Raw genomic sequence first — 23239 nt, 5'->3', positions numbered from 1 at the left:
GATCAACTCCCTCAGTACGAGAAGGCCATGGGCCGGTCGGCGTCGGCGTCGGTGTCGGAATCCGATCCTGAGCCGGGGCCGCCGATCTTGGTGGGCGGGTTGAGGTCGGCCTCGGTGAGCTCGGGCGGGCCCTGCTTGATGTACTTGAGCAGCAGCTTCACCTCGATCACGGCGAGGATCGCGTAGATCGCGGTGAACACGACCAGCGAGGTGATCACCTCACCCTGCGAAACCCCCGGCGAGACCGCGTCCCTGGTCTTCAGAACGCCGTAGACGACCCAGGGCTGTCGGCCCGTCTCGGTGAAGATCCAGCCCCAGGCGGTGCCGATGAGCGGGAAGATCAGCGTCCACTGGGAGAGCCGCCACCACCAGTCGCCGAGCCTGGGCGTCAGCTCCTTGTTCTTGGTGAGCATCAGCTTCGGCACGTCGTCCGCGCCCGTGCGGTGCTCCGGAGCGAGCCAGAACTTCTTGCGGGTGAGCCAGAGCCCGGCGGTGCACAGGGCCATCGAGACCCCGCCGAAGCCGATCATCCAGCGGTAGGACCAGTAGGCGGTGGGGATGTTCGGCCGGTAGTCGCCGGGCCCGAACTTGTCCTGCGCTTCCTTGTTGAGGTCGTTGATCCCGGGAATCTCGGCGCTGAAGTTGTTCTTGGCGAGGAAGGACAGTATCCCGGGCACCTCGATGGCGACGTCGTTGTGTCCCTTGGACACATCGCCGTACGCGAAGAGCGAGAACGGCGCCGGCTTCTCCGACTCCCACAGGGCTTCGGCGGCCGACATCTTCATCGGCTGCTGCTCGTACATGACCTTGCCGAGGGTGTCGGCGCTGACCACGGTGAGCAGGGTGCCGACGAACGCGGTCACCAAGCCGAGCCGCATCGACATCCGCATGGTGCGGATGTGCCGCTTCTTGCGCAGGTGGAAGATCGCGATGCCGGTCATGAAGGCGCCGCCGACCAGGATGGCCGCCGAGATGACGTGGAAGAAGTTGACCAGCGTCGTCTCCTGGAAGAGCACCTTCGAGAAGTCGGTGAGCTCCGCGCGCTTGGTGCCGTCCCGCTCGACGATCTTGTAGCCGACCGGGTGCTGCATGAAGGCGTTCGCGGCGATGATGAAGTACGCCGACAGGACGGTGCCTACGGAGACGATCCAGATCGTGGCGCAGTGGAGCTTCTTCGGCAGCTTGTCCCAGCCGAAGATCCACAGGCCGATGAAGGTCGACTCGAAGAAGAACGCGATGAGGGCCTCGAACGCGAGCGGCGCCCCGAAGACGTCACCGACGAAGCGCGAGTAGTCGGACCAGTTCATGCCGAACTGGAACTCCTGGACGATGCCGGTGACGACACCCATCGCGATGTTGATCAGGAACAGCTTTCCCCAGAACTTGGTCGCCCTGAGGTAGTGCTCCTTGCCCGTGCGCACCCAGGCCGTCTCGAGGATCGCCGTGAGGGCGGCCAGTGAGATCGTCAGAGGGACGAACAGGAAGTGGTAGACGGTGGTGATGCCGAACTGCCATCGCGCCAATGTCTCAGGCGCCAGAGCCAGGTCCACGTCGACTTCTCCTTACGGCCGCGGTCGCATCGGCAGTTTGCCCCTTAAATCCCTCTGATCTTCGGAGGAACCGGGACACGCTTGTGAACGCGTTCACATTCACAAGCATTATGTCGTACCGGCTGTCGGCACCACCAGGGGGGTCCCCTTACCGCGCGGTACACGCGCGGAATGCGCGCCGGAACACGCGCGGAACGCCAGGAGGGTCCCGGGGGAACACCCCCGGGACCCTCCCCGATCCACAGCCGCCGAAGGCTAAAGCTCCTTGCGGAACGCCTCCGCCGTGTGCAGGAAGATGTCGTTGGCCTCGGTCTCCCCGATCGTGACCCGCATCCCCTCACCCGCGAACGGCCGTACGACCACGCCGGCCTTCTCGCACGCCGCCGCGAGGTCGCCCGTACGCTCCCCGAGCCGCAGCCACACGAAGTTCGCCTGCGTCTCGGGCACCGTCCAGCCCTGCCCCCGCAGCGCCTCGACCACCCGCGTGCGCTCGCAGACCAGCGAGCCGACGCGGCCCATCAGCTCGTCCTCGGCCCGCAGCGAGGCCACCGCCGCGTCCTGCGCGAGCTGGCTCACCCCGAAGGGCACCGCCGTCTTGCGCAGCGCGGCCGCCACCGGCTCATGGGCGATGGCGAAGCCGACCCGGAGGCCCGCGAGACCGTACGCCTTGGAGAACGTACGCAGCACGGCGACGTTCGGACGCTCGCGGTAGAGCTCGACGCCGTCGGGCACCTCGGGATCACGGATGAACTCGCGATAGGCCTCATCGAGTACGACAAGGACATCGCTCGGCACCCGGTCGAGGAACCGTTCGAGCTCGGCCCTGCGCACCACCGTGCCGGTCGGGTTGTTCGGGTTGCAGACGAAGATCAGCCGCGTCCGGTCAGTGATGGCGTCGGCCATCGCGTCCAGGTCGTGGACATCCCCCGGCGTCAGCGGCACCTTCACCGACGTGGCACCGCTCACCTGCGCGATGATCGGGTACGCCTCGAAGGACCGCCAGGCGTAGATGACCTCGTCCCCCGGGCCCGCCGTGGCCTGGATCAGCTGCTGCGCGACGCCGACGGAGCCGGTGCCCGTCGCCACGTGCGAGACCGGCACGCCGAAGCGTTCGGCGAGTTCACTCATCAGGCCGGTGCACGCCATGTCCGGGTAGCGGTTGAACGCTCCGGCCGCGGCGAGCACGCTCTCCATGACGCCCGGCAGGGGCGGGTAGGGGTTCTCGTTCGAGGACAGCTTGTAGGCCGCCGGGCCGTCGGCCGCGGCGGGCTTGCCCGGCTTATAGGTGGGGATGCCCTCCAGCTCGGCACGCAGCCTCGGGCTCGTCTCGCTCACCGCAGTCCTCCTCTTGAAAACCTGAACACCTGAAAATCTGAACACTTGAACGGCTGAACGCCTGAACGGCTGACTTCAATGCTCCTCACCTTATGAGGATTCACCTCCGCTGCGAATGGGTCAGGGGTATTCGCCTGTGAAGGCGCGCGGAGAGGGGGGCGCTCCCCTTCCTGGCGCGCGCCGGTGGCTCACTCCGTGGCGCGCATCACCCGTGAAGGTGAGTTGAGACCTCTTCGAGACATCGCCCATTCGGCAGGCCTGTGCACGACGACAAAGGACCGTCCACCTCAGAACCCCCCAAGTCCCTTGCAATCCAAGGCAATTGACCTGCTTCCGCCATGCAGAAACGTGCCTGTCAACGAGTGAATATGCGTCCGCCCTACCCACCCTCATGAGCCCTACTATCGGCTCGCCATGACAGCAGCAGGGAACCACCAGGTGAGCCGAGCGGAGACCGCCCGCCGGGGCAACCGGCAGAGCCGAGCGGGCATCAGAGACGTCGCCGCCGCAGCGGGTGTCTCCATCACAACTGTCTCCGACGCACTCAACGGCAAGGGCCGGCTTCCGGACGCCACCCGACGCCATGTCCGCGAGGTCGCCGAACGGCTGGGCTATCGCCCCTCCGCGGCGGCCCGAACCCTCCGTACCGGCAAGTCGGGCTTGATCGGCCTGACTGTGACGACCTACGGGGATGAACCTTTCACCTTCACCGAATTCGCGTACTTCGCGGAGATGGCCAGAGCCGCGACCTCGGCCGCGCTGGCCCGCGGCTACGCCCTCGTCATCCTGCCCGCCACCTCCCGTCGCAGCCCGGTCGACGTGTGGTCCAACGTCGCACTCGACGGCACCGTCGTCGTCGATCCATCCGACCACGATCCCGTAGTCAGCGAACTGGTCCGCCAGGGCCTCCCGGTGGTCTCCGACGGCCGCCCGGCCGGGTCTCTGCCGGTCACCGCCTGGGTCGACAACGACCACGAGGCGGCGGTCCTGGAGATCCTCGACCACCTCGCGGCGGCCGGAGCCCGCCGGATCGGACTGCTCACCGGCACCACCACGGACACGTACACCCATCTGTCCACGACCGCCTATCTGCGCTGGTGCGAGCGCGTCGGACAGGACCCGGTGTACGAGTCCTACCCGGCCCACGACCCCTGCGCGGGAGCCGTCGCGGCCGACCGGCTGCTCGCCAGACCCGACCGGCCCGACGCCGTATACGGCCTCTTCGACCCGAACGGCACCGATCTCCTCGCGGCCGCCCGCCGGTACGGCCTGCGCGTCCCCGACGACCTGCTGCTCGTGTGCTGCAGCGAGTCGACGGTCTACGCCACCACCGAACCGCCGATCACCACGCTCTCGCTCAAACCCCGGCGCATCGGCACAGCCGTCGTCCAACTGCTCATCGACGCCATCGAAGGGCTCGATTCCGGCCGTCCCATCGAGCAGGTGATACCGACGGAGCTGATCGTGCGCACCTCGTCCGAGCGACGTCCACCGCGTACGACGGTCAGCCCACCTCGCTCACCCGAACCGGGTTGAGCATGCCGGTCGGCGGGGAGAACCCCCGTCAACCGGCGCCGACCGGTCCTGATCGGTACCAGTTCGGCACCGGTCGGTACCGGTTCGGCACTGTTCGGTCGTGACCTACGGGGAAACCCCTACCCAATTCGGGAGAAAACCTCGGTGAACTGGGGTCCGGCACTGATTCACCACCCCTGGTGCACCACACAGCGCGAGCCGCATTCCTATGATGGGCGGACGACACCGAGGGCCGCTGCGACCAGGCAGTCCGATCTCGGTGCAGATGCGGCGCAATGGTGGTGGAGGGGTCGATGACTCAGGGGGCCGGTCAGGGACCCGATGTGCGGACGGCGACGTTGCGCGACTTCCGCGTACCGGCGTACGTCCATGAGACCGGTCCGGCCCAGGGGGGCCCGGGGGGCGAGGCGAGTCCTGGCGGCCCCGGAGTGCCCCCTGGAGCGCCGGACGACGGCTACACCCCCACCCAGCGCGACCTGCCCGTCATCAACCGCGGCGACACCGTGCAAGTGGAGGTGCAGGCCATGCCCGAGCCTCCCCAGGCGCCGGCAGCGGAGGAGCACGGCCCGCTGTTCGTCGTGGGCGATGTGCACGGCTATCTGGACGAGCTGCTCGCGGCCCTCCAGGAGCAGGGCCTCATCGACGCCGAGGGCGACTGGGCCGCGGGCAACGCGCGCCTGTGGTTCCTCGGCGACTTCACCGACCGCGGCCCCGACGGCATCGGCGTCATCGACCTCGTGATGCGCCTGTCCGCGCAGGCCGCCGCCGCCGGCGGCTACTGCAAAGCCCTGATGGGCAACCACGAGCTGCTCCTGCTCGGCGCGAAGCGGTTCGGCGACACCCCGGTCAACTCGGGCGCGGGAACGGCCACTTTCCAGGCGGCCTGGCTCCTGAACGGCGGCCAGAAGACCGACATGGAGCGCCTGGAGGACCACCATCTGCAGTGGATGGCCCGCCTGGACGCGATCGAGTCGGAGGACGGGCATCTGCTGATGCACTCCGACACAACCGCCTATCTGGATTACGGCGACTCGATCGAGGCCGTGAACGACACGGTCCGCGAGACCCTCACGCGCAACGACGCGGACGAGTGCTGGGACCTCTTCAGGAAGTTCACCAAGCGCTTCGCCTTCCGCGACGAGTCGGGCCCCCATGCCGTACGGGAACTCCTCGACATGTACGGCGGCCACCGCGTCGTCCATGGCCACAGCCCCATCCCGTATCTGCTCGGCGACGTCGGCTCCGAGGACGACTCGGACGGCGGCGGTCCGGTCATCGAGGGACCGCACATCTACGCGGGCGGCCTTGCCATCGCCATGGACGGCGGGGTGACCATGGCCGGAAAGCTGCTGGTCTGCCAACTGCCCTTGGATAACTGAGCGTTCACCGGGCAGGCGCACCACTACAGGATCACGCTGGCCAGGGGGCCTATTTCCGGAAACCCCCTGTCACCGCGTGCCTTCACGGCTCTACCATCGGCTTATCCGTAGCAGGCTCCCCTCCGTTTCTGCCCGACGGCTCGTACCCATGCGAGCCCCCAAGCCCTACGGAGCATCGGGGGATGCACATGAACAGCGCTCCACACCTGCTCAATGAGGACCGCCCCGAGTACGAGCGGATCCTCGATGAGGCGCTGCGCACCGCACCGAATCGTCCTGATCTCGCCGCAGTGGGTGAGCGGCTCAATCCCGAGCAGCTGCGCACCATGGCTCTGAACGCCACTGCGCTGATCACGGCCGCCGCCACGACCGAGTACACGCACTATGTGAAGGTCCGCGAAGAACTGCGCGAAAGCGGATCTGCCGCACCATCCATCCGGGAGCGGAGCCCCGAGGGCACGGCGGAAGCCGGCTCCGGTGGCCTCGGTCTCGCCACCACGATGGGGGAGGTCACCGCCCAGACTTCGGGGGCGGGGGCCATCGCCGTCGTCGCGGTGCTCGCACCGGTCCTCGCCGGGACGGCCGCCGCGATCTTCCTGCTCGTCGGCTACATACTGAAGATGCTCAACCCCGAGCCCGCCTTCGCGGACACCCTGCTCACCGCGGGATGGCTGTTCGGCGCGCTCACCGCGGGAGGCATCCTGGTCGCGGCGGTCGGTCTGCTCCTGACGGCCCTGCGCAACGGCTCCACCTCACTGCAAGCCGGTTCGTACGGCGAATGGAACGAGGAGGTGGTTCGCGCCAGGGAAGCCTGGGGCGAGGCACTCATGGAGCGCGGCGTCCTGCCGTTCCTGCGGGAGGCGCTCGCGGATCCGGGGACGCCGCACGTGGCCCGTACGCCGTCGGTGGACCCGGGCAAACGCATGCCGCAACTGGGCTACAACAGGCCCGGCTTCAGCAGCCCGGACGGCGGTTCCACGGCGGGATCGCGCCCGAGCTACTCGAGCCCGGACTTCTCAAGCCCGGACTTCGGCGGCCCCGACCACAAGCCGGAGTAGTACGCGACGCTGCCTCGGGCGGGCGAAATGCCCGCCCGAAGCACGGCGCGTACGGCTGCGCGGTCGGGTACGGCTACTCAGTCGAGCACGGCTACTCAGTCGGCGATCGGCAGATACACGCGATTTCCGGCCGCCGCGAACTCCTTGGACTTCTGCTCCATGCCCGCCACGATCTCCTCCTGCGAGCCACCGTGCTCACGCCGGATGTCGTGCGAGATCTTCATGCTGCAGAACTTCGGCCCGCACATCGAGCAGAAATGCGCCGTCTTCGCGGGCTCCGCCGGCAGGGTCTCGTCGTGGAACTCCCTTGCCGTGACCGGGTCGAGGGCCAGATTGAACTGGTCCTCCCAGCGGAACTCGAAGCGTGCGTCCGAGAGCGCGTCGTCCCAGTCCTGCGCGCCGGGGTGCCCCTTGGCGAGGTCCGCCGCATGGGCCGCGATCTTGTACGTGATGACGCCGGTCTTCACGTCGTCCCGGTTGGGCAGGCCCAGGTGCTCCTTGGGCGTGACATAGCAGAGCATCGCCGTGCCCCACCAACCGATCATCGCGGCGCCGATGCCGGAGGTGATGTGGTCGTAGGCGGGGGCGATGTCCGTGGTCAGCGGGCCGAGCGTGTAGAACGGCGCCTCCTCGCAGATCTCCTGCTGAAGGTCGATGTTCTCCTTGATCTTGTGCATCGGGACATGTCCCGGGCCCTCGATCATGGTCTGTACGTGATGACGCTTGGCGATCGTGTTGAGTTCCCCGAGGGTGCGCAACTCGGCGAACTGCGCCTCGTCGTTGGCGTCCGCGATCGAGCCGGGGCGCAGACCGTCGCCGAGCGAGTACGTCACGTCGTACGACGCGAGGATCTCGCACAGCTCCTCGAAGTTCTCGTAGAGGAAGCTTTCCTTGTGGTGCGCGAGACACCAGGCCGCCATGATCGAACCGCCGCGCGAGACGATGCCGGTCTTGCGGTTGGCGGTCAGCGGGACGTACGGAAGGCGCACGCCCGCGTGCACCGTCATGTAGTCCACGCCCTGTTCGGCCTGCTCGATGACCGTGTCCTTGTAGATCTCCCAGGTCAGCGCCTCGGCCTGGCCGTCGACCTTCTCCAGTGCCTGGTAGAGCGGCACGGTGCCGATGGGGACGGGGGAGTTGCGCAGGACCCATTCGCGGGTGGTGTGGATATTGCGCCCGGTGGACAGGTCCATGACCGTGTCGGCGCCCCACTTGGTCGCCCAGGTCATCTTGTCCACCTCCTCCTCGATGGAGGAGGTGACCGCGGAGTTGCCGATGTTGGCGTTGACCTTCACCAGGAACTTCTTGCCGATGATCATCGGCTCGATCTCCGGGTGGTTGACGTTGGCGGGGATCACCGCGCGGCCCGCGGCGACCTCCGCGCGCACGACCTCGGGGTCGAGGTTCTCGCGGATCCCGATGAACTCCATCTCGGGCGTGATCTCACCGCGGCGGGCGTACGCCAGTTGCGTCACCGCCTGGCCCGCGCGCCCCCTGCGCGGCTGGCGCGGGCGGCCGGGGAAGACCGCGTCGAGGTTCTTCAGGCCCCCGCGCGGCGAGGTGTGCTTGATGCCGTCGTCCTCGGGACGGGGCGGGCGGCCCGTGTACTCCTCGGTGTCGCCGCGGGCGATGATCCAGTTCTCGCGCAGGGGCGCCAGGCCCCTGCGGACGTCGGTGTCGATGGACTCGTCGGTGTACGGCCCCGAAGTGTCGTACAGGGTCACGGCCTTGCCGTTGGTGAGGTGCACCTGGCGGACCGGCACCCGCAGATCGGGGCGCGAACCCTCGACATACGCCTTGTGCCAGCCGATGGACTTCCCGGCCTCCGCCGCGATGGTGTTCTCGACGTCGCCGTCGTTCTCGTCGCTGCTGGAGGCAGGCGTGCCTGTGTCCGATGTGGTCATGAGACCTACTCCCTACGCCGGCATTACCCGGTAACAGGTTCGGCGGTCGACGCAGCGAATTCCGTACGATTCATACCGATTCGTACGGAGGTCAGCGCCCTCTCAGCCCGGTGCTCCGAGCTCCCGCGATTGCAAAGGTGCCTCCACGCTAGCGTCCTGTCGGGCGCGCTGAACAGAGGGCCCCCTCCGTTCTTGCGATGATCGGGCAGTGACCACCACACAGCCGCCGTCCCAGCCGCCCGTCCCGAACGTGCCTCCGGACCCGCATGGGCACTCCCACAGCCATGGTCCGGCAGCGCCCGTCTCCAAGCATCTGCGCAAGGTCATCGCCGCCGTGCTGATTCCTTTCGCCGCGGCGGTCGTCGTGGGACTCGCGGTGCTGTGGCCAGGGGGCGCACCGTCCCACGAGCGCACCGGAGTCGGCTTCGACCGGCAGACGCAGTCGGCCGAGGTGGCGAAGCTGGAGGAGCTGCCCTGCAAGGACGTGAACGCCTCGCAGACGCCGCCCAACGGAGACACCTCCACCGCCGAGGGCCAGTCCGCGGAATCCCGCGCGAAGGGCATCTGCAAGAAGGCGACGATCAAGGTGACGAGCGGCAAGGACACCGGCCGCACCTTCATCGAGATCGTCCAGCCGGACTCCCCGCGGCAGTTGCGCCAGGGCCAGGAGGTGGTGGTCGCCTACGAGCCCACGGCCCCCGAGGCCCTGCAGTACTCGGTCACCGACGTGAACCGCAAGCTCCCCATGGCGCTGCTCGCCGGGATCTTCGCCCTCGCCGTCGTCGTGGTGGGGCGGATGCGCGGCGTCATGGCCCTGGTCGCACTGGCGTTGAGCTTCCTGGTCCTGACCTTCTTCATCCTGCCGGCGATCCTCCAGGGCTCGAATCCGCTGGTCGTGGCGGTGGTCGGAGCCAGCGCCATCATGCTGATCGCGCTCTATCTGTGCCACGGGATCACGGCGCGTACATCGGTCGCGGTCCTGGGCACGCTCATCTCACTGCTCCTCATCGGGCTCCTCGGCTCGCTCTTCATCGGCTGGGCCTCGCTGACCGGCAACACGGACGACAACACCGGCCTGATCCACGGCCTGTACCCGTCCATCGACATGAGCGGCCTGCTGCTCGCCGGCGTCATCATCGGCTCGCTCGGCGTGCTCGACGACGTGACGGTGACCCAGACGTCCGCGGTCTGGGAACTGCACCAGGCCAACCCCACGATGGGCTGGCGCGGTCTGTACGGCGCGGCCATCCGCATCGGCCGCGATCACATCGCCTCGGTCGTCAACACCCTGGTCCTGGCCTACGCGGGCGCCGCGCTGCCGCTGCTGCTGCTCTTCTCGATCGCCCAGAGCAGCGTGGGCACGGTGGCCAACAGCGAGTTGGTCGCCGAGGAGATCGTGCGCACCCTGGTCGGCTCGATCGGCCTGGTCGCCTCCGTCCCGGTGACGACGGCGCTGGCCGCCCTGGTGGTCTCGGCCGACCGCTCGACGCCCGCAGCCCGCACGGCCCCTGCCGGCCGGGCCGCCCCTGCCGCCCGCTCAGGGCTCGCGGACCGACCGGGAGACGGTGCCACCCCGGCCCCAGCCCCAGCCCCAGCCCCCAAGCAGAGCCGTGGCGGAAAGGGCCGGCGGCGCAAGGCCTGAACCGCCGATGCCACAAAATGCACCAATCTGCCGTGCGGCTTCGGTCAGAAATGCGGAGCTCAGCCCGCGCTCTGCTCCTCGGCGAGGATCCGGTCCAGCGCCTCGTCCAGATGCGTCTCGAAGTCGGCGAGCGCCCGCTCCTGCCCCAGCGGAACCAACTTGTCCGTACGGTCCAGGAAGGCGAGCAGCGGCAAGATCCCTACCCGGAACAGCGCCTGGTCCGCGCCTACCTGAAGCCTGATGAGGGCTTCTTCGAGCAGCTCGGGATCGGTGGGCGCGATGTGCACATCCCCGTCGCCGCATGCCCTGAGGACCCCGTCGACCAGCAGCTCGCGCCCGAAGGCCCAGGTCACGGGAGCGTCGCCGGGGAGATGGAAGGTCAACCGGACGGCGTAGGGATCGCCGGTTTCATAACGCAGCTCCACCGGGATGCGGAAGGACAGCTCCTCGGAAACGAGGAAGTTCATCATGACCTCTGCCTGGACCGACTCGCGCATCGCCCGCCTACCCCGTCGCTAAACCTCGACTGGCCAGGAACCAACTCCCTGACACTCATGGCATCTTGCTCAACGTACACATCAGATCACAAGGAGTGAGTTTTCAGATGCTGATAGAGAAGGCGAGTGTCCCCAGTAGCCTTCCGATCTCATCTTGCAGGCGCAGAGCCGCAGGCAACAGCCGGTCTGCTTGACAGGAGGGAACGGAAATCGCCATTGTGGCCGCCGTGTTGCCCGCGGTGATCGGAATCGCGGCACAGACCGAGCCCAGTGCGTACTCCTGCCGCTCCACCACCGGCTTCATCCGGCCCATCCCGTTCAGGCGGCGCATGAAGCTCTGGTTGTCCCGGACCGAGTAGCGGGTGATCGACTGCACCGGATGGCGATCCAGGTGGTCCCGGCGCTGCCCGTCGTCGAGTTGGGAGAGCAGACACTGCCCGATGGCATGGGCGTGTCCGGTCTCACGGAAGTCGGCCCACTCCGTCACGGCCGGATTGCCGGGCGTGTCCGCGACGGCGACGACCTCGATCTCGCCCTCGCGGTAGACGGCGAAGTACACCGGTACACCGATGGTGTCGCGCCAGTGCGCCAGGGCTTCGTCGATCATGCCGCGACGATTCTGCTGCGCCCCGCTAGAACTGAGCTGTTCGGCAGCCTCGCCGAGCACGAGCATGCCCTTCTCACGGCGTAGATAGCCTTCGTGGGTCAGCGTGCGCAGCAGGTGGTACGCGGTCGGCAACGCGAGCCCGGCCTCCCGGGCCAACTGCTTGGCCGGTGCCCCCTCCTGATGCTCGGAGGCGGCCTCCAGCAGCCGCATGGCCCGCTGGACGGAGCCAATCAGGGTCGGTGAGGTGGCAGTTGAGTCCACTTCAGTCGACGAAGCCCCGTACGAGGGCTCGTTGGACGAGGTGGCGGCGTGTTTGGCGTCAACCGTGGCCAAGGTTCACTCCCGAAACGCGTGGGGTGTTCCGCCCGTGCCCGGGGATACACGGGTGGAAGCGCAGTGCGCCCGTGCACGGAGCTCACTCCGCGTCGGTTTCGGACTCTAACCCTTAGCCACCGCTCCAAGGCGCCCCACCAGGAAACTTCCCCCGCCCGAGCTAACTGTCGCGAGAAGTCACCAGTCGCTGCGCGAAGAGGACGACCCGGATATGAACTTCCGTACGACGTAGATGAGTCCACCCACGAGGGCGACGAAAATCAGTGCCTTGAACAACAGGCCGACCACGAATCCCACGACGGTCGCTATCAAACCGCCGAACACGACCAGGGCGACGACCGGCACCGCGACCCACTTCACCCACCACGGCAATCCCGAGAAGATCTCCTGCGCAGCCATCGTCTTACCTCTTTCTGATCTCTTGGTGTCTGCATCTCCGCATCTCTGCGTCTCTGCATCTCCGCGTCTATGACTTCGTGCATCTCTGACTTCCTGCATTCGATGCTAAGGCGGCAGAGAGCCCAACGGGGGCCTCGGATCCCTTGTCCTCCCCTGATCCGCCCCCTAGGGAACCCCGAGGTCGCAGCCCTGAGAAGTCAGCCCTCCGGCGGAGAGAAGACGACGAGGACCCGCAGGTCCTCGCTGATGTGGTGGAACTTGTGGGCCACTCCAGCCGGCACGTACACCACGCTGCCGCGTGCGACTTGAGTCGTCTCCATGCCGACGGTGATCGACGCCCGGCCACTGACGATCATGTACACCTCGTCCTGCTGGTGCGGCTGCTGGGGATCGGACTCCCCGGCGTCGAGCGCGTACAGCCCGACCGACATGTTCCGCTCGCGCAGAAACTGCAGATACGCGCCGTCGTTCGCGGCACGCTCCGTCTCCAGTTCATCCAGCCGGAATGCCTTCATCGTCCTCGTACGCCCCTTGCCCCAGTTCGCCGGCCGACCGCTCTGACCGTCCGTCTGCAACGATCAGACACATGAAGAATTTCGTAGTCAAGACGATCGCCAACGCGGCGGCCCTGGCCGTGGCCGTATGGCTCCTCGACAAGATCACCCTGACCGGCGACAGCACGGGCAAGAAGGCGCTCACGCTGATCGTCGTGGCGCTGATCTTCGGCCTGGTGAACTTCCTGGTCAAGCCGATCGTGAAGGTCCTCACCTTCCCGCTTTTCATCCTGACCCTCGGCCTGATCACCCTCGTGGTCAACGCCCTGATGCTGCTGCTCACCTCGTGGCTCGCCGACAAGTTCGACGTGAGTTTCCACGTGGAAGGGCTCTGGACCGCCATCCTGGGCGGCCTGATCATCTCGATCGTGTCCTGGGCGCTGAACGTCGTCCTGCCCGACGACAAGGACTGAGCGCAGTGGAAGGGCGGGCGGCATGACGGACTTCGAAGGAACGATGGCCGCGGGAACAGGCGTCGGCATGGGCGACGGGACCAGAGCCGTGCGCGCCGGGCTCCCCGAGCCGGTGAAGCACGAGCCGACCCTGCCGGGCCCGGTGTTCGCGGCGCACTTCCACCTGCCGGGAGACATCACCGGGCCGTACACCTACGGGCGCGACGACAACCCGACCTGGACGCACCTGGAGCGGGCCATCGGCGAGCTCGAGGCGCCGGGTGCGGGGGCCGGCGGGGACGGGGCCTCCGATGCCGGCGGCTCCCGCGCCGATGTGGAAACCCTCGTCTTCGCCTCCGGGATGGCCGCCATCTCGGCGGTGCTCTTCTCGCAGCTGCGCGCCGGTGACACGGTGGTCCTGCCGGACGACGGCTACCAGGCGCTGCCCCTGGTCAGAGAGCAGCTCACCGCGTACGGCATTGAGGTGCGCACGGCTCCGACCGCGGGCGACGCGCAGCTCGGCGTCCTGGACGGCGCCAAACTGCTCTGGATCGAGACGCCGTCGAACCCGGGCCTCGACGTGTGCGACGTCCGGCGTCTCGCCGACGCGGCGCACGCGCAGGGCACCCTGGTGGCGGTCGACAACACCCTGGCCACGCCGCTCGGTCAGCGCCCGCTCGAACTCGGCGCTGACTTCTCCGTGGCCAGCGGCACCAAGATGCTCACCGGCCACGGCGACATCCTCCTCGGGTACGTCGCCTGCCGTGACGCGGAGCTGACCGCTTCCGTGCGGCGCTGGCGCAAGATCGTCGGGGCGATTCCGGGGCCGATGGAAGCCTGGCTGGCGCATCGCTCGCTCGCCACGCTCCAACTACGCGCCGAGCGCCAGAACGCCAACGCCTTGGCGCTCGCCGAAGCGCTGCGCGCCTGTGGTGAGGTGACCGGGCTCCGCTATCCCGGGCTTCCCGACGACCCCTCGTACGAGGTCGCCTCGCGGCAGATGCGGCGCTACGGGTGCGTGGTCTCGTTCACGCTGCCCTCACGCACGCGCGCCGAACGTTTCCTCGGCGCCCTGCGCCTGGTGGACGACGCCACAAGCTTCGGCGGCGTGCGTTCCACCGCCGAGCGGCGTGGCCGCTGGGGCGGGGACGCCGTACCGGAGGGGTTCATCCGTCTCTCCGCCGGGTCCGAGGACCCTGATGACCTGGTGGCGGACGTGCTGCGCGCACTGGACGAAACGGCGGGCTGACGGCCCGGGCTACGCACAATGAACGGTCCGAGCCTCCCCCCTCGTGGCTCGGACCGTTCCGGTTCCGCGAGCGAAGAACCGCGCGAACAAGGCTAGTTGACTCTGTGTCAGTGTCCAATCACAGTAGCGACAGAGGCCTATCGACATATTTATAGTTGGGCGCGGCCCGAGCGCCGGGAGGGGAGGGATGCCGCCGTGGACCTGGCCCTCTTACGCACGTTTGTGACCGTGCACCGGGCCGGCTCCTTCACCCGCGCGGCTGCCCTGCTGGGCCTCTCACAGCCCGCGGTGACCTCGCAGATACGCACCCTCGAGCGGCAGTTGGGCCGCCCCCTCTTCCTGCGCCAGGCGCGCGGCGTGACCCCCACGACCATCGGCGACGAGCTCGCGCACAAGGCCGCGCCTCATCTCGACGCCCTCGTGGAGATCGCCGAGACCGGGGTCGACGAGGACTCTTCCGTACGCACCCTTCACCTCGCGGGGCCGCCGGAGTTCACCGCGGCCCGTGCGCTGCCCGCCCTCACCGCGCTCACCGGACAGGACGGCCAGGGCTACGCGCTGCGCGCCTCGTTCGGCAACGCGGAGGAAGTCATCGAAGGGCTCTCCGCCGGGCACCACGACCTGGCCATCACCACGGCCCGACCGCGCGGCGCGCTGCTCACCGCCACTCCGCTCTGCGACGAGGAACACGTCCTGGTCGCAGGGCCGGGCTGGGCCGCGCGCATCGGCCCCGGCAAGCTGCGCCGCAAAGGCGTGTCCGCTCTGGAGAATCTGCCGGTGGTGGAGGTGCACGAGTCGCTGCCGCTGGTCGCCCGTTACTGGGCCACCGTCTTCGACACCCGTCCGGCCGCATCGGGCGCCGTGATCGTGCCGGACCTGCGTGCGGTGCTCGCCTGCGTGGCCACAGGGGCGGGACTCGCGGTACTGCCCCGCTACTTGTGCGCGCCCGCTCTGGAGAGTGGCAAGGTCGTGGCCCTGCTGGACCCGGCGGTGCCTCCTCTGCGCACGTATTTCCTCGTCGTACGCACCGGCACGCTCGCCATGCCGCACATCGCGCGGGCGCATGAGTGGCTGTTGCGTGCTGCCGTTGACTGGGCTTGAACGAGGCTCCGATTGGTTCACGATGTTTCACGTGGAACAGTCCGGGCCACATTCCTCCCATGACCGTCCGACCCGTGGTCAAGCGCACCGCACGCGCCGTCCTGCTCGACGGCGACGACCTGATCCTTATCAAGCGGACCAAGCCCGGCGTCGATCCCTACTGGGTCACTCCGGGCGGCGGCGTGGAGGCGGAGGACGCGACCGTCGTGGACGCGCTCCATCGCGAGGTGCACGAGGAACTCGGCGCCAAGATCTCCGACGTCGTGCCCTGCTTCGTGGACACCGTGGAGCACATCGGCGAGGACGGCGGCGCGACCGGCGTCAAGGTGCAGCATTTCTTCGTCTGCCGACTGGAGTCCATGGACATCTCGCTGCGGCACGGCCCCGAGATGGACGAGCCCTGCGGCGAGTACGAAATCGTCCACGTGCCCTTCACCCGAGTCGGCATCGCCTCGGTCCACCTCGTACCGCTGTCGCTGCGGCACTATCTGGACGGCAACATCGAGGGCGTACGCGCCATGCACGCCCCCGATCTCGGCTAGTCGCCCGTCGCCACCAGCTCCTCCACGGAGTCGTGGCGGATCCGGCCTGCCGGGATGCCGACGTCCCGCAGAGCGTCCACGCCACTGCGGATCATGCCGGGCGGGCCCGAGAGGTAGGCGTCGAACTCGTTCCAGGGGCCGAACTCGCGCACGGCGTCCGGGAACTGGGCGTGATCGTCGACAACCGGGCGGACCGCGAGCCAGGGGTGGGTCTGCTGGAGACGCATCATCGTGTCGATGTCGTACAGATCGTGGTCGGTGCGGGCGCCGTAGAAGACCTCGACCGGGCGCCGCTCACCATGCTCGGCGACGTCCTCGACGAGCGCCTTGATGGGGGCGATGCCGGTGCCGCCGCCCAGACAGAGCAGCCCGCTGTCGGTGGTGTGGTCGACGGTCATCGATCCGGCCGGCGGGCCGAGCCGCAGGACGTCACCCGGCCGAGCGTGATGCACAAGGGCGTTGGACACCCAGCCCGCGGGCACGGCCTTCACGTGGAAGGAGAGCAGCCCGTCGGAGCGCGGGGCCGACGCGAACGAGTAGTGGCGCCAGATCCGCGGCCACCAAGGCGTCTCCAGGCTCGTGTACTGCCCGGCGAGGAAGGGGTAGGGCTGGTCGGGGCGGACGGTCACGACAGCGATGTCAGGCGTCCTGAGGTCGTGTGAGACGACCTCGGCCAACCACCAGGCGGGGGCGCGCAGTTCGTCCGCTGCGGCCGCGTCGATCATGATCTGGGAGATCTTCGTGTACGTCCGGACCCAGGCGGCCTCGGTGTCGTCGTCCCAGACCGCGCTCGCGTACCGGCTGAGCGAGCCGATCAGGCACTCGCCGACGGCCGGGTAGTGCTCAGGCTGGGTGCCGTACTTTCGGTGGCCGCGGCCGAGGTTCTTCAGGTACGCGAGGAGGACGTCCGTGTGGTCGATGTGCTCGGCCGCGGTCAGCAGCGCCTTGAGCAGCCGGTCGCGCTGGGTGTCCATCGCGGCGGGGAACAGGGGGCGCAGGTCGGGGTGCCGGGTGAAGAGCAGCGCGTAGAAGTACGACGTCACCTTGTCGGAGACGGGGCCGATTTCGGCCATGGTGCGCTGGACCAGGATCGCGTCGGGGGAGCCCTTGGGGGAGGAGGGGCGGGGCTCTGACCGCGCCTGGGGCTGCTGGGGCTGCGGCTGGGGGGCGGGTTGACTCTGCTGGGGGGGCTGCGGGGCGCCCGACTGGCCCTGCGGCTGCTGCTGCGGAGTGCCGCCCGGCTCTGCCCCCTCCGGCGCGGCAGGTATTCGACCCTCAGGCGCTCGCTGCGGCGCGGGCTGCCCCTCGGGGTGTCCCTCCGAAGCGGACGGAGACTCAACCGCGCCAGACCTGCCCAGTGGACGTATGGCGGCCACCCGGCGCCCTTCGGCCGACTCAGGCTCACCGCCCTCGGGCCGTGCCGACTCGCCGCCCTCCGGCTGCTTCGGCGCCTTGCGTGGTGTGAACCAGCCGCCTCCACCGCCGTTGTCGCCGGAAGTTCCGTTGCCCGCCGACGTGGTGGTCGGAGCGTCCATGCTGTGCCTCGCCTCGAACATCTCTCAGTCGGTCTGCGCCACTTCCCCTGAAGGAAGTTGCTTGCTTTCCCCGCTCTGCCCTGGAAGCCAATGTGGCCACATTGAACCCCGGTTACCGGACCCTACGGACAAGTAGGCAGGAAATGTGACATTGTCCGCAGTCATCACACAGCAGCGTCCCATCCCCCATCATCGCCATGGCCACATAACGGAAAGTTCAGGTCTTCGATCTCTTCGCCCCGTTAGGCTGCGTCGACCGCCGCCCATGCCCCCAGGAGTGCGCTGAGATGCACCCGGCTCGAACCGGACTCGACCATACCGGCAGCCGTCCAGCACACAAGTCCCACCTTGCTTCACCATGAATTCGGCGCCGCTGTGCCCGTCAATCGCCTCAATTAACGGGCGCCGCGCACCAATTCATACGCCTTACGCAGATCACGCCCGACATAAGCGTGGGTAGCGAGCCCAACCAGTCGCTGATCCGCATTGACAGCGACCGAGACAGGCACCACGCCGAACAGCTCCAGGTCCGAGAGCGAGTCGCCGTAAGCGACACAATCGGACCGCCCCACCCCGAACTCTTCACACAGCCGGTCCGCGATCTTCACCTTGGCCGCGGCGTTGAGAATGCCCGTCGGATTCACCGGCTCGGTGAACGGAACGGAGGGGAAAAGCGACCCGTACGCGGCATGCGCGCCCCACCCGACGAGCCGCTCCACGAAGAACGACGGCGACAGCGAGATCACGGCGCAGTAGTCGCCTCCCTCACGGATCTCCGCCCAGGTCTCCCTGATCCCCGTCAGCCACGGCGCCCCCTCGAAAGCCGCCGTCACCTGCGCGTCCGTGAGCTCCGCCCACAGGGCGTGCACACGGACCGCGTACTGAGGGGAGTCGATCCGCTGCGTCACGAAATCCCGCTCCAGCTCCGCGATCTCCGCATCGAGGCCGAGCTGGCGGGAGATCTCCACGGGCGCCGCCGAGCCGTGCAGCAGTGTTCCGTCCAGGTCGAAGAGGTGAAGGCGTCCCATGTACGCCGAGGCTAGTACCCGCGGATACTCCCGCCGTCAGACGCCCTCGGCCGCCGATCGCGGCACCGTGTTTCACGTGAAACTAAGCCGCCCCGCTCGCCGGGCCACCCTCGTCGTCCATGTCACCGCTGCCGCGGGCTGGCTCGGGCTCACGCTCGGGCTGCTCGCACTCGCCTTCGCGGCCATCACCACCGGCTCCGCCGCGACTACCGAAGCCGCCGCCCGTTCCATGAAGCTCTTCGCCGACTGGCTGGTGCTCCCCCTCGCGCTGCTCACGCTCCTGAGCGGTCTCCTGCTGTCGCTCGGCACTCCCTGGGGACTCTCCAAGCACCGCTGGGTCTATACGAAGTTCTGGCTGACCCTGGCCACCACAGCCGCTTCCGCGTTCGCGCTGCGCCCCGGCATCAACGACACGGTGGCCACCGTGTCCGCGGGCTCCCCGCCGGCGAACCCGACCGGCCTGATCGCCGGACCCATCGTGTCGCTGAGCGCCTATCTCTTCATGACGATCCTGTCGGTACTGAAGCCCTGGGGTCTGACCCGCCGTGGCCAGAGGCAACGTGACCGGAAACGACGTGACCAAATCCAACGTGCTTCTACCCACAAACCGGTGGACGCCAAGGACGTACGTCAGACAGCCTGAGCCGAGTGTCGACACCTTCACTCTCCGCACTGCCCATCCGCCGGCTGACCCTCCGTGATCTCACCGCCTGCGCCGACCTGTCGCAGGATCGCGGCTGGCCACGCGAGGACCATAAATGGGGGCTGCTGCTCTCGGCCGGCACGGGTTACGGCATCGACGACCCTGACGGTGACGGCCTCATCGCTGCCTGCGTGGTGACCGAGTACGGACCGTACGAACGCCCCGGCCTCGGAGCGATCGGCATGGTCCTCGTCGCCGAGCGGCACGCCCGCAAGGGCCTCGGCCGCCGCCTCATGCAGTACGTCGTCGATGGCGCGGGCACCACGCCGCTCACCCTGCACGCGACACCGAACGGGATCCCTCTCTACGAGCAGCTCGGTTTCAAGACCACCGGGCGCGCCGAGATGGTCTGCGGCCGGTTCACGTCCGACGGCCCGCTGCCCGATGTCGCCACCCGATCGGCGACCGCGGAAGACCTGTCCTCGATCGTCCGTCTCGACACCGAGGTCTTCGGTCTCGACCGGATGCACGTGATCACCCGCCTTCCCGCCTTCGTCGACCAGCTGCGGGTGGCGGAGACGGATGGCCGCATCACCGGCTACGCGGCAGCCTGGCCGAGCATGGAGACCCATGTCATCGGCCCGCTGGTCGCTCCCGACACGGAGACCGCGAAGGCGCTCATCGGTTCGCTCGCCGCCGGCTCGGACCGACCGCTGCGTACCGACATCGACGTACGCCATGAAGAGCTGCTCGCCTGGGTGAAGGAGCGCGGGCTTGAGCCGGTCGCCTTCAATGCCGTGATGATGTACGGCGCTCCCGAGCTGCCCGGCGACTGGACCCGGCGCTTCGCGCCCCTGACGGTGGCGGCGGGCTGAGCACAGCCGACGCAGCCGGCCGCGTCTGAGCGCACACAGAGGCCCGCCCCAAATGCCGTGGTTCATCCGGCACTTGGGGTGGGTCTCCGTCTTGGCCGCGCGTGGCCTCTGTCGTACTACGCGAGGGCCTCCACAGCCGCCGTCGCGAACCCGTGGTCCTGCTCGGGCGCTCCGCCGCCGACCCCGATGGCACCGACCAGGCGCCCGTCACGATGGACCGGGACGCCTCCGGCGATGAAGAGGAGCGGGCGGTCGAGGGCGGTCGGCAGGGTGTGGAACGGTCCGTCGGGCTTGACCAGGTCGACGAGGTCGGCGGTCGGGGCGTTGAGCTGGAGCGCCGTGTACGCCTTCCGAGTGCTGGTCTCGCCGGAGATCAGCACGGCACGGTCGTCACGGAGGAAGGCGAGCAGATGGCCGCCCGCGTCCAGGACGGTGACGCTGACCGTGACATCGGCGGCCCTTGCCGCGCTGCGTGCCGCGGCGACGAGGGCCTCGGCGTCCTGCGTGGTGAGCGGGGCGACGGCGAGGGTGGTGGTGCTCATGAGGTTTCTCCTTGCGCGGTGGTGCTCGTGCTGAGGTGGGGGTGGGGTCAGTGGTGGACGGGCGTCGGCTGCTCGACGGGGGTCACGCCCGCGACGACCCGGCTGGGAGCGGCCGAGCGGCGCTCCAGCCAGGCCGAGATGACGGCGAGGACCAGCGCGGAGCCGGCGAGCGCCGCGCCCACCCAGTTCGGGGCGGTGTAGCCCAGGCCCGCGGAGATCACGAGTCCGCCGAGCCAGGCCGAGAGCGCGTTGCCGAGGTTGAAGGCGCCGATGTTCATGGCCGAGGCGAGCGTCGGGGCGCCGGAGGCCTGGTCGAGCACCCGCTTCTGCAGGGGCGGCACGGTGGCGAAGCCCAGGGCGCCGATCAGCGCGATGGTCACGGCGGCCGCGATCTTGTTGTGCGCGGTGAGGGTGAAGAGGGCGAGTACGACGGCCAGGGCGCCCAGCGAGATGTAGAGCAGCGGCATCAGGGCGCGGTCCGCGAACTTCCCGCCGATGAGGTTGCCCGCGACCATGCCGAGGCCGAAGAGAACGAGGAGCCAGGTCACCGAGGAGTCCGCGTAGCCGGCGACGTCCGTCATCATCGGCGCGAGGTAAGTGACGGCCGCGAAGACTCCGCCGAAGCCGAGGATCGTCATCGCCATGGCGAGCAGGACCTGCACGTTGCGGAACGCGGCCAGCTCGTGGCGCAGTCGTACGCCCTCGGGCTTGGGCAGGTCCGGCACGAGCTTGGCGATACCGGCGAGGCCGATGACGCCGAGCCCCGCGACGATGGCGAAGGTGGTGCGCCAGCCGAGGGTCTGCCCGACGAGCGTGCCGAGCGGCACACCGACCACGTTGGCCACGGTGAGACCCGTGAACATCATGGCGATCGCTCCGGCCTTCTTCTGCGGTGCGACCAGTTCCGCCGCGACGACCGAGCCGATGCCGAAGAAGGCACCGTGGGCGAGCGAGGCGACGACGCGGCCCGCCAGCATGACGCCGAAGGACGGGGCCACGGCGGACAGCAGGTTGCCCGCGATGAACAGGCCCATGAGCAGCATCAGCATCCGCTTGCGCGAGATGCGGGTGCCCAGGACGGTCATCAGGGGAGCGCCGAGTACGACGCCGAGTGCGTAGCCGGTGACGAGGAGACCGGCCGTGGGGATGGAGACGCCGAAGTCACCCGCGACGTCAGGTAGCAGACCCATGATCACGAACTCTGTGGTCCCGATTCCGAAGGCCCCGATCGCGAGGGCCAATAGCGCGAGAGGCATGGTTCTACCTTCCAAGGCGGTTGCAGGTGCGCTTAGCTTGCGTCCACAATAGTTGCACACGCGGGTTACTTGCAACCGCCGGATATTGTAGTGGTGGACTACCCTGGTTCTCAGTAGCTCCGGGACGGAGGAACAAGAGCCATGACAGCGACGGACCCCGCACTGACTGCCCTTGCGCAGGGCTGGTGCGCGCTCTCCCTGCTTCACGGGAGGATCGAGACCCACATCGAGCGCGCCCTGCAGGCCAAGCACGACCTGAGCGTGCGCGAGTACTCCCTGCTCGATGTCCTCAGCCGCCAGCACGACGGGGAGGGCGGCCACCTGCAGATGAAGCAGGTCGCCGACGCCGTCGTGCTCAGCCAGAGCGCCACCACGCGCCTGGTCACCCGGCTCGAAGACCGTGGGCTGCTCTCCCGCTACCTGTGCCCCACCGACCGCCGCGGCATCTACACGGACGTCAGCGAGTCGGGCACCGCGCTGCTTGCCGAAGCGCGTCCCACCAATGACGCCGCGCTGCGTGAGGCGCTCGACGAGGCGGCGCTCTCCCCGGAGCTCGCGCCGCTGGTCAGGGCTGTGGAAGCGGTGCGCGTACCGGCTTAGGGCGGGGGCGTGGACGCAGCAGCCTGCCTGGGAGGCGGATGGCTGCCTATGCTGCGCCTCATGGGAGATCTTGAAATACGCCCGGCGGTCGCCGACGACATCCCCGCCATCGTGGAGATGCTCGCCGACGACCCCCTGGGCAGCACGCGCGAGTCGCCGGACGACCTCACTCCGTACCTCACCGCGTACGAGCGACTGGCCGGCGACCCGAACCAGCACCTGGTCGTCGCCGTACGCGAGGGACGCGTCGTCGGCACGCTCCAGCTCACGATCGTCCCGGGTCTCTCCCGGAAGGGCTCGACCCGGTCGATCATCGAGGGCGTACGCATCCATGCCGAAGAGCGCGGCAGCGGACTCGGTACCCGCTTCATCGAGTGGGCCGTCGACGAATCCCAGCGCCAGAACTGCCAGTTGGTGCAGCTGACCTCCGATGCCACCCGCACCGACGCGCGACGCTTCTATGAGCGGCTTGGGTTCAAGGCGTCGCATGTGGGCTTCAAGCTGGAGCTCTGAGATCTGAGATCTGAAGAAGCTTGATAGCTCTGAGCTCTGAAGCTTGATGTGACGTGGTGGGGGGGGGGGGGGTGTGGGGGTAAAAAAAACCCCCCCCCCCAGTGTTGCTGGGGCCCCCGCCCCCACAACACCAAGCCCCCACCCCCCCCCGGCGCCCCCCCCCCCCCCC

Annotated in this window: 23 protein-coding genes and 1 riboswitch; of the genes, 12 read left to right on the top strand and 11 right to left on the bottom strand. The window is 68.3% G+C overall.

The annotated features are described in order from the left end of the window. Positions 1-11: 11 nt before the first annotated feature. Positions 12-1550 carry a cytochrome ubiquinol oxidase subunit I gene (locus tag ACGFX9_RS33720; RefSeq protein WP_393482052.1) on the bottom strand — a complete coding sequence of 513 codons (1539 nt, stop codon included), beginning with the start codon at positions 1548-1550 and terminating at the stop codon, positions 12-14. 255 nt (positions 1551-1805) lie between these two features. Further along, positions 1806-2885, bottom strand: a complete 1080-nt coding sequence (gene hisC, locus ACGFX9_RS33715) for a histidinol-phosphate transaminase (RefSeq protein ID WP_393482049.1) — start codon at positions 2883-2885, stop codon at positions 1806-1808. Between the two features lie 414 nt (positions 2886-3299). On the opposite strand from hisC, the gene ACGFX9_RS33710 reads away from it, so the two are divergent. The 3 genes from ACGFX9_RS33710 to ACGFX9_RS33700 all read left to right on the top strand — a co-directional run bounded on the left by ACGFX9_RS33710 (position 3300) and on the right by ACGFX9_RS33700 (position 6858). Then, positions 3300-4421, top strand: a complete 1122-nt coding sequence (locus tag ACGFX9_RS33710; protein WP_393482045.1) for a LacI family DNA-binding transcriptional regulator — start codon at positions 3300-3302, stop codon at positions 4419-4421. Positions 4422-4714: 293 nt separating this feature from the next. Further along, entirely contained in the window at positions 4715-5800 is a 1086-nt protein-coding gene (locus tag ACGFX9_RS33705) for a metallophosphoesterase (RefSeq protein WP_393482042.1), read from the top strand. Between the two features lie 182 nt (positions 5801-5982). Next, entirely contained in the window at positions 5983-6858 is an 876-nt protein-coding gene (locus tag ACGFX9_RS33700) for a hypothetical protein (RefSeq protein WP_393482040.1), read from the top strand. Positions 6859-6953: 95 nt separating this feature from the next. Here the strand turns inward: ACGFX9_RS33700 and thiC are convergent, their stop codons facing one another. Beyond that, positions 6954-8762, bottom strand: coding sequence for a phosphomethylpyrimidine synthase ThiC (thiC, locus tag ACGFX9_RS33695; protein ID WP_393482037.1), 1809 nt, complete (start codon positions 8760-8762; stop codon positions 6954-6956). Further along, positions 8755-8899: riboswitch (TPP riboswitch) on the bottom strand. (Overlaps the previous gene by 8 nt.) Before the next feature lie 71 nt (positions 8900-8970). On the opposite strand from thiC, the gene ACGFX9_RS33690 reads away from it, so the two are divergent. After that, entirely contained in the window at positions 8971-10404 is a 1434-nt protein-coding gene (locus tag ACGFX9_RS33690) for a YibE/F family protein (protein ID WP_393482034.1), read from the top strand. Between the two features lie 59 nt (positions 10405-10463). On the opposite strand, the gene ACGFX9_RS33685 is transcribed toward ACGFX9_RS33690, so the two are convergent. From ACGFX9_RS33685 to ACGFX9_RS33670, 4 genes are all read right to left on the bottom strand, one after another. Then, positions 10464-10901, bottom strand: coding sequence for an SsgA family sporulation/cell division regulator (locus ACGFX9_RS33685; protein WP_393482031.1), 438 nt, complete (start codon positions 10899-10901; stop codon positions 10464-10466). 103 nt (positions 10902-11004) lie between these two features. After that, complete coding sequence (locus ACGFX9_RS33680; RefSeq protein ID WP_393482501.1) at positions 11005-11718, bottom strand: IclR family transcriptional regulator; 714 nt, start codon at positions 11716-11718, stop codon at positions 11005-11007. Between the two features lie 300 nt (positions 11719-12018). Further along, positions 12019-12240 (bottom strand): DUF5326 family protein, encoded by a 222-nt coding sequence (locus ACGFX9_RS33675; RefSeq protein ID WP_393482028.1) that lies wholly within the window; start codon positions 12238-12240, stop codon positions 12019-12021. 197 nt (positions 12241-12437) lie between these two features. Further along, a complete protein-coding gene (locus ACGFX9_RS33670; protein WP_160506069.1) occupies positions 12438-12755 on the bottom strand; it encodes a cupin domain-containing protein in 318 nt (105 codons plus the stop codon). 71 nt (positions 12756-12826) lie between these two features. Here ACGFX9_RS33670 and ACGFX9_RS33665 point away from each other — a divergent pair, with 71 nt between their 5' ends. From ACGFX9_RS33665 to ACGFX9_RS33650, 4 genes are all read left to right on the top strand, one after another. Continuing rightward, positions 12827-13207: a phage holin family protein gene (locus tag ACGFX9_RS33665; protein ID WP_393482025.1), complete on the top strand. Its 381-nt coding sequence runs from the start codon at positions 12827-12829 to the stop codon at positions 13205-13207. Positions 13208-13229: 22 nt separating this feature from the next. Further along, positions 13230-14435 (top strand): cystathionine gamma-lyase, encoded by a 1206-nt coding sequence (locus ACGFX9_RS33660; protein WP_393482023.1) that lies wholly within the window; start codon positions 13230-13232, stop codon positions 14433-14435. A 195-nt stretch (positions 14436-14630) separates the two neighbouring features. Continuing rightward, on the top strand, positions 14631-15536 hold the full coding sequence (locus tag ACGFX9_RS33655) for a LysR family transcriptional regulator (RefSeq protein ID WP_393482021.1): 906 nt from the start codon (positions 14631-14633) through the stop codon (positions 15534-15536). A gap of 59 nt (positions 15537-15595) precedes the next feature. Then, on the top strand, positions 15596-16078 hold the full coding sequence (locus ACGFX9_RS33650; RefSeq protein ID WP_393482018.1) for an NUDIX domain-containing protein: 483 nt from the start codon (positions 15596-15598) through the stop codon (positions 16076-16078). Here the strand turns inward: ACGFX9_RS33650 and ACGFX9_RS33645 are convergent. Both ACGFX9_RS33645 and ACGFX9_RS33640 read right to left on the bottom strand, forming a co-directional pair. After that, positions 16075-17613 (bottom strand): globin domain-containing protein, encoded by a 1539-nt coding sequence (locus tag ACGFX9_RS33645; RefSeq protein WP_393482015.1) that lies wholly within the window; start codon positions 17611-17613, stop codon positions 16075-16077. The two genes, ACGFX9_RS33650 and ACGFX9_RS33645, sit on opposite strands and share 4 nt — an antisense overlap. Before the next feature lie 395 nt (positions 17614-18008). After that, on the bottom strand, positions 18009-18641 hold the full coding sequence (locus tag ACGFX9_RS33640) for an HAD family hydrolase (RefSeq protein WP_393482012.1): 633 nt from the start codon (positions 18639-18641) through the stop codon (positions 18009-18011). A gap of 76 nt (positions 18642-18717) precedes the next feature. On the opposite strand from ACGFX9_RS33640, the gene ACGFX9_RS33635 reads away from it, so the two are divergent. Together ACGFX9_RS33635 and ACGFX9_RS33630 are read left to right on the top strand one after the other, a co-directional pair. Further along, on the top strand, positions 18718-19284 hold the full coding sequence (locus ACGFX9_RS33635; protein ID WP_393482009.1) for a DUF2269 domain-containing protein: 567 nt from the start codon (positions 18718-18720) through the stop codon (positions 19282-19284). 5 nt (positions 19285-19289) lie between these two features. Continuing rightward, positions 19290-20159, top strand: a complete 870-nt coding sequence (locus tag ACGFX9_RS33630) for a GNAT family N-acetyltransferase (protein WP_393482006.1) — start codon at positions 19290-19292, stop codon at positions 20157-20159. A 116-nt stretch (positions 20160-20275) separates the two neighbouring features. On the opposite strand, the gene ACGFX9_RS33625 is transcribed toward ACGFX9_RS33630, so the two are convergent. Next, on the bottom strand, positions 20276-20701 hold the full coding sequence (locus ACGFX9_RS33625) for a heme-binding protein (RefSeq protein WP_393482003.1): 426 nt from the start codon (positions 20699-20701) through the stop codon (positions 20276-20278). Between the two features lie 47 nt (positions 20702-20748). Beyond that, entirely contained in the window at positions 20749-21957 is a 1209-nt protein-coding gene (locus ACGFX9_RS33620; protein WP_393482000.1) for an MFS transporter, read from the bottom strand. Positions 21958-22098: 141 nt separating this feature from the next. Between ACGFX9_RS33620 and ACGFX9_RS33615 the strand changes: the two genes are divergently transcribed. Both ACGFX9_RS33615 and ACGFX9_RS33610 read left to right on the top strand, forming a co-directional pair. Continuing rightward, positions 22099-22557 (top strand): MarR family winged helix-turn-helix transcriptional regulator, encoded by a 459-nt coding sequence (locus ACGFX9_RS33615; protein ID WP_393481997.1) that lies wholly within the window; start codon positions 22099-22101, stop codon positions 22555-22557. A gap of 60 nt (positions 22558-22617) precedes the next feature. Beyond that, positions 22618-23070, top strand: coding sequence for a GNAT family N-acetyltransferase (locus ACGFX9_RS33610; protein WP_393481994.1), 453 nt, complete (start codon positions 22618-22620; stop codon positions 23068-23070). The last annotated feature ends 169 nt before the right edge of the window (positions 23071-23239 follow it).

The organism is Streptomyces sp. NPDC048436 (assembly GCF_043200355.1).
Lineage (GTDB): Bacteria > Actinomycetota > Actinomycetes > Streptomycetales > Streptomycetaceae > Streptomyces.
This window is presented reverse-complemented; position numbering and strand designations above follow the sequence as displayed.

Bases quoted from the DNA above. Each gene is read 5' to 3' on its own strand.
- ACGFX9_RS33620 (WP_393482000.1), bottom strand. From the start codon at position 21,957: ATGCCTCTCGCGCTATTGGCCCTCGCGATCGGGGCCTTCGGAATCGGG.
- ACGFX9_RS33610 (WP_393481994.1), top strand. From the start codon at position 22,618: ATGGGAGATCTTGAAATACGCCCGGCGGTCGCCGACGACATCCCCGCC.
- ACGFX9_RS33615 (WP_393481997.1), top strand. From the start codon at position 22,099: ATGACAGCGACGGACCCCGCACTGACTGCCCTTGCGCAGGGCTGGTGC.
- ACGFX9_RS33650 (WP_393482018.1), top strand. From the start codon at position 15,596: ATGACCGTCCGACCCGTGGTCAAGCGCACCGCACGCGCCGTCCTGCTC.
- thiC (WP_393482037.1), bottom strand. From the start codon at position 8,762: ATGACCACATCGGACACAGGCACGCCTGCCTCCAGCAGCGACGAGAAC.
- ACGFX9_RS33710 (WP_393482045.1), top strand. From the start codon at position 3,300: ATGACAGCAGCAGGGAACCACCAGGTGAGCCGAGCGGAGACCGCCCGC.
- ACGFX9_RS33665 (WP_393482025.1), top strand. From the start codon at position 12,827: ATGAAGAATTTCGTAGTCAAGACGATCGCCAACGCGGCGGCCCTGGCC.
- ACGFX9_RS33705 (WP_393482042.1), top strand. From the start codon at position 4,715: ATGACTCAGGGGGCCGGTCAGGGACCCGATGTGCGGACGGCGACGTTG.
- ACGFX9_RS33680 (WP_393482501.1), bottom strand. From the start codon at position 11,718: ATGCGGCTGCTGGAGGCCGCCTCCGAGCATCAGGAGGGGGCACCGGCC.
- ACGFX9_RS33660 (WP_393482023.1), top strand. From the start codon at position 13,230: ATGACGGACTTCGAAGGAACGATGGCCGCGGGAACAGGCGTCGGCATG.
- ACGFX9_RS33645 (WP_393482015.1), bottom strand. From the start codon at position 17,613: ATGGACGCTCCGACCACCACGTCGGCGGGCAACGGAACTTCCGGCGAC.
- ACGFX9_RS33675 (WP_393482028.1), bottom strand. From the start codon at position 12,240: ATGGCTGCGCAGGAGATCTTCTCGGGATTGCCGTGGTGGGTGAAGTGG.
- ACGFX9_RS33625 (WP_393482003.1), bottom strand. From the start codon at position 20,701: ATGAGCACCACCACCCTCGCCGTCGCCCCGCTCACCACGCAGGACGCC.
- ACGFX9_RS33670 (WP_160506069.1), bottom strand. From the start codon at position 12,755: ATGAAGGCATTCCGGCTGGATGAACTGGAGACGGAGCGTGCCGCGAAC.
- ACGFX9_RS33685 (WP_393482031.1), bottom strand. From the start codon at position 10,901: ATGCGCGAGTCGGTCCAGGCAGAGGTCATGATGAACTTCCTCGTTTCC.
- ACGFX9_RS33700 (WP_393482040.1), top strand. From the start codon at position 5,983: ATGCACATGAACAGCGCTCCACACCTGCTCAATGAGGACCGCCCCGAG.
- ACGFX9_RS33640 (WP_393482012.1), bottom strand. From the start codon at position 18,641: ATGGGACGCCTTCACCTCTTCGACCTGGACGGAACACTGCTGCACGGC.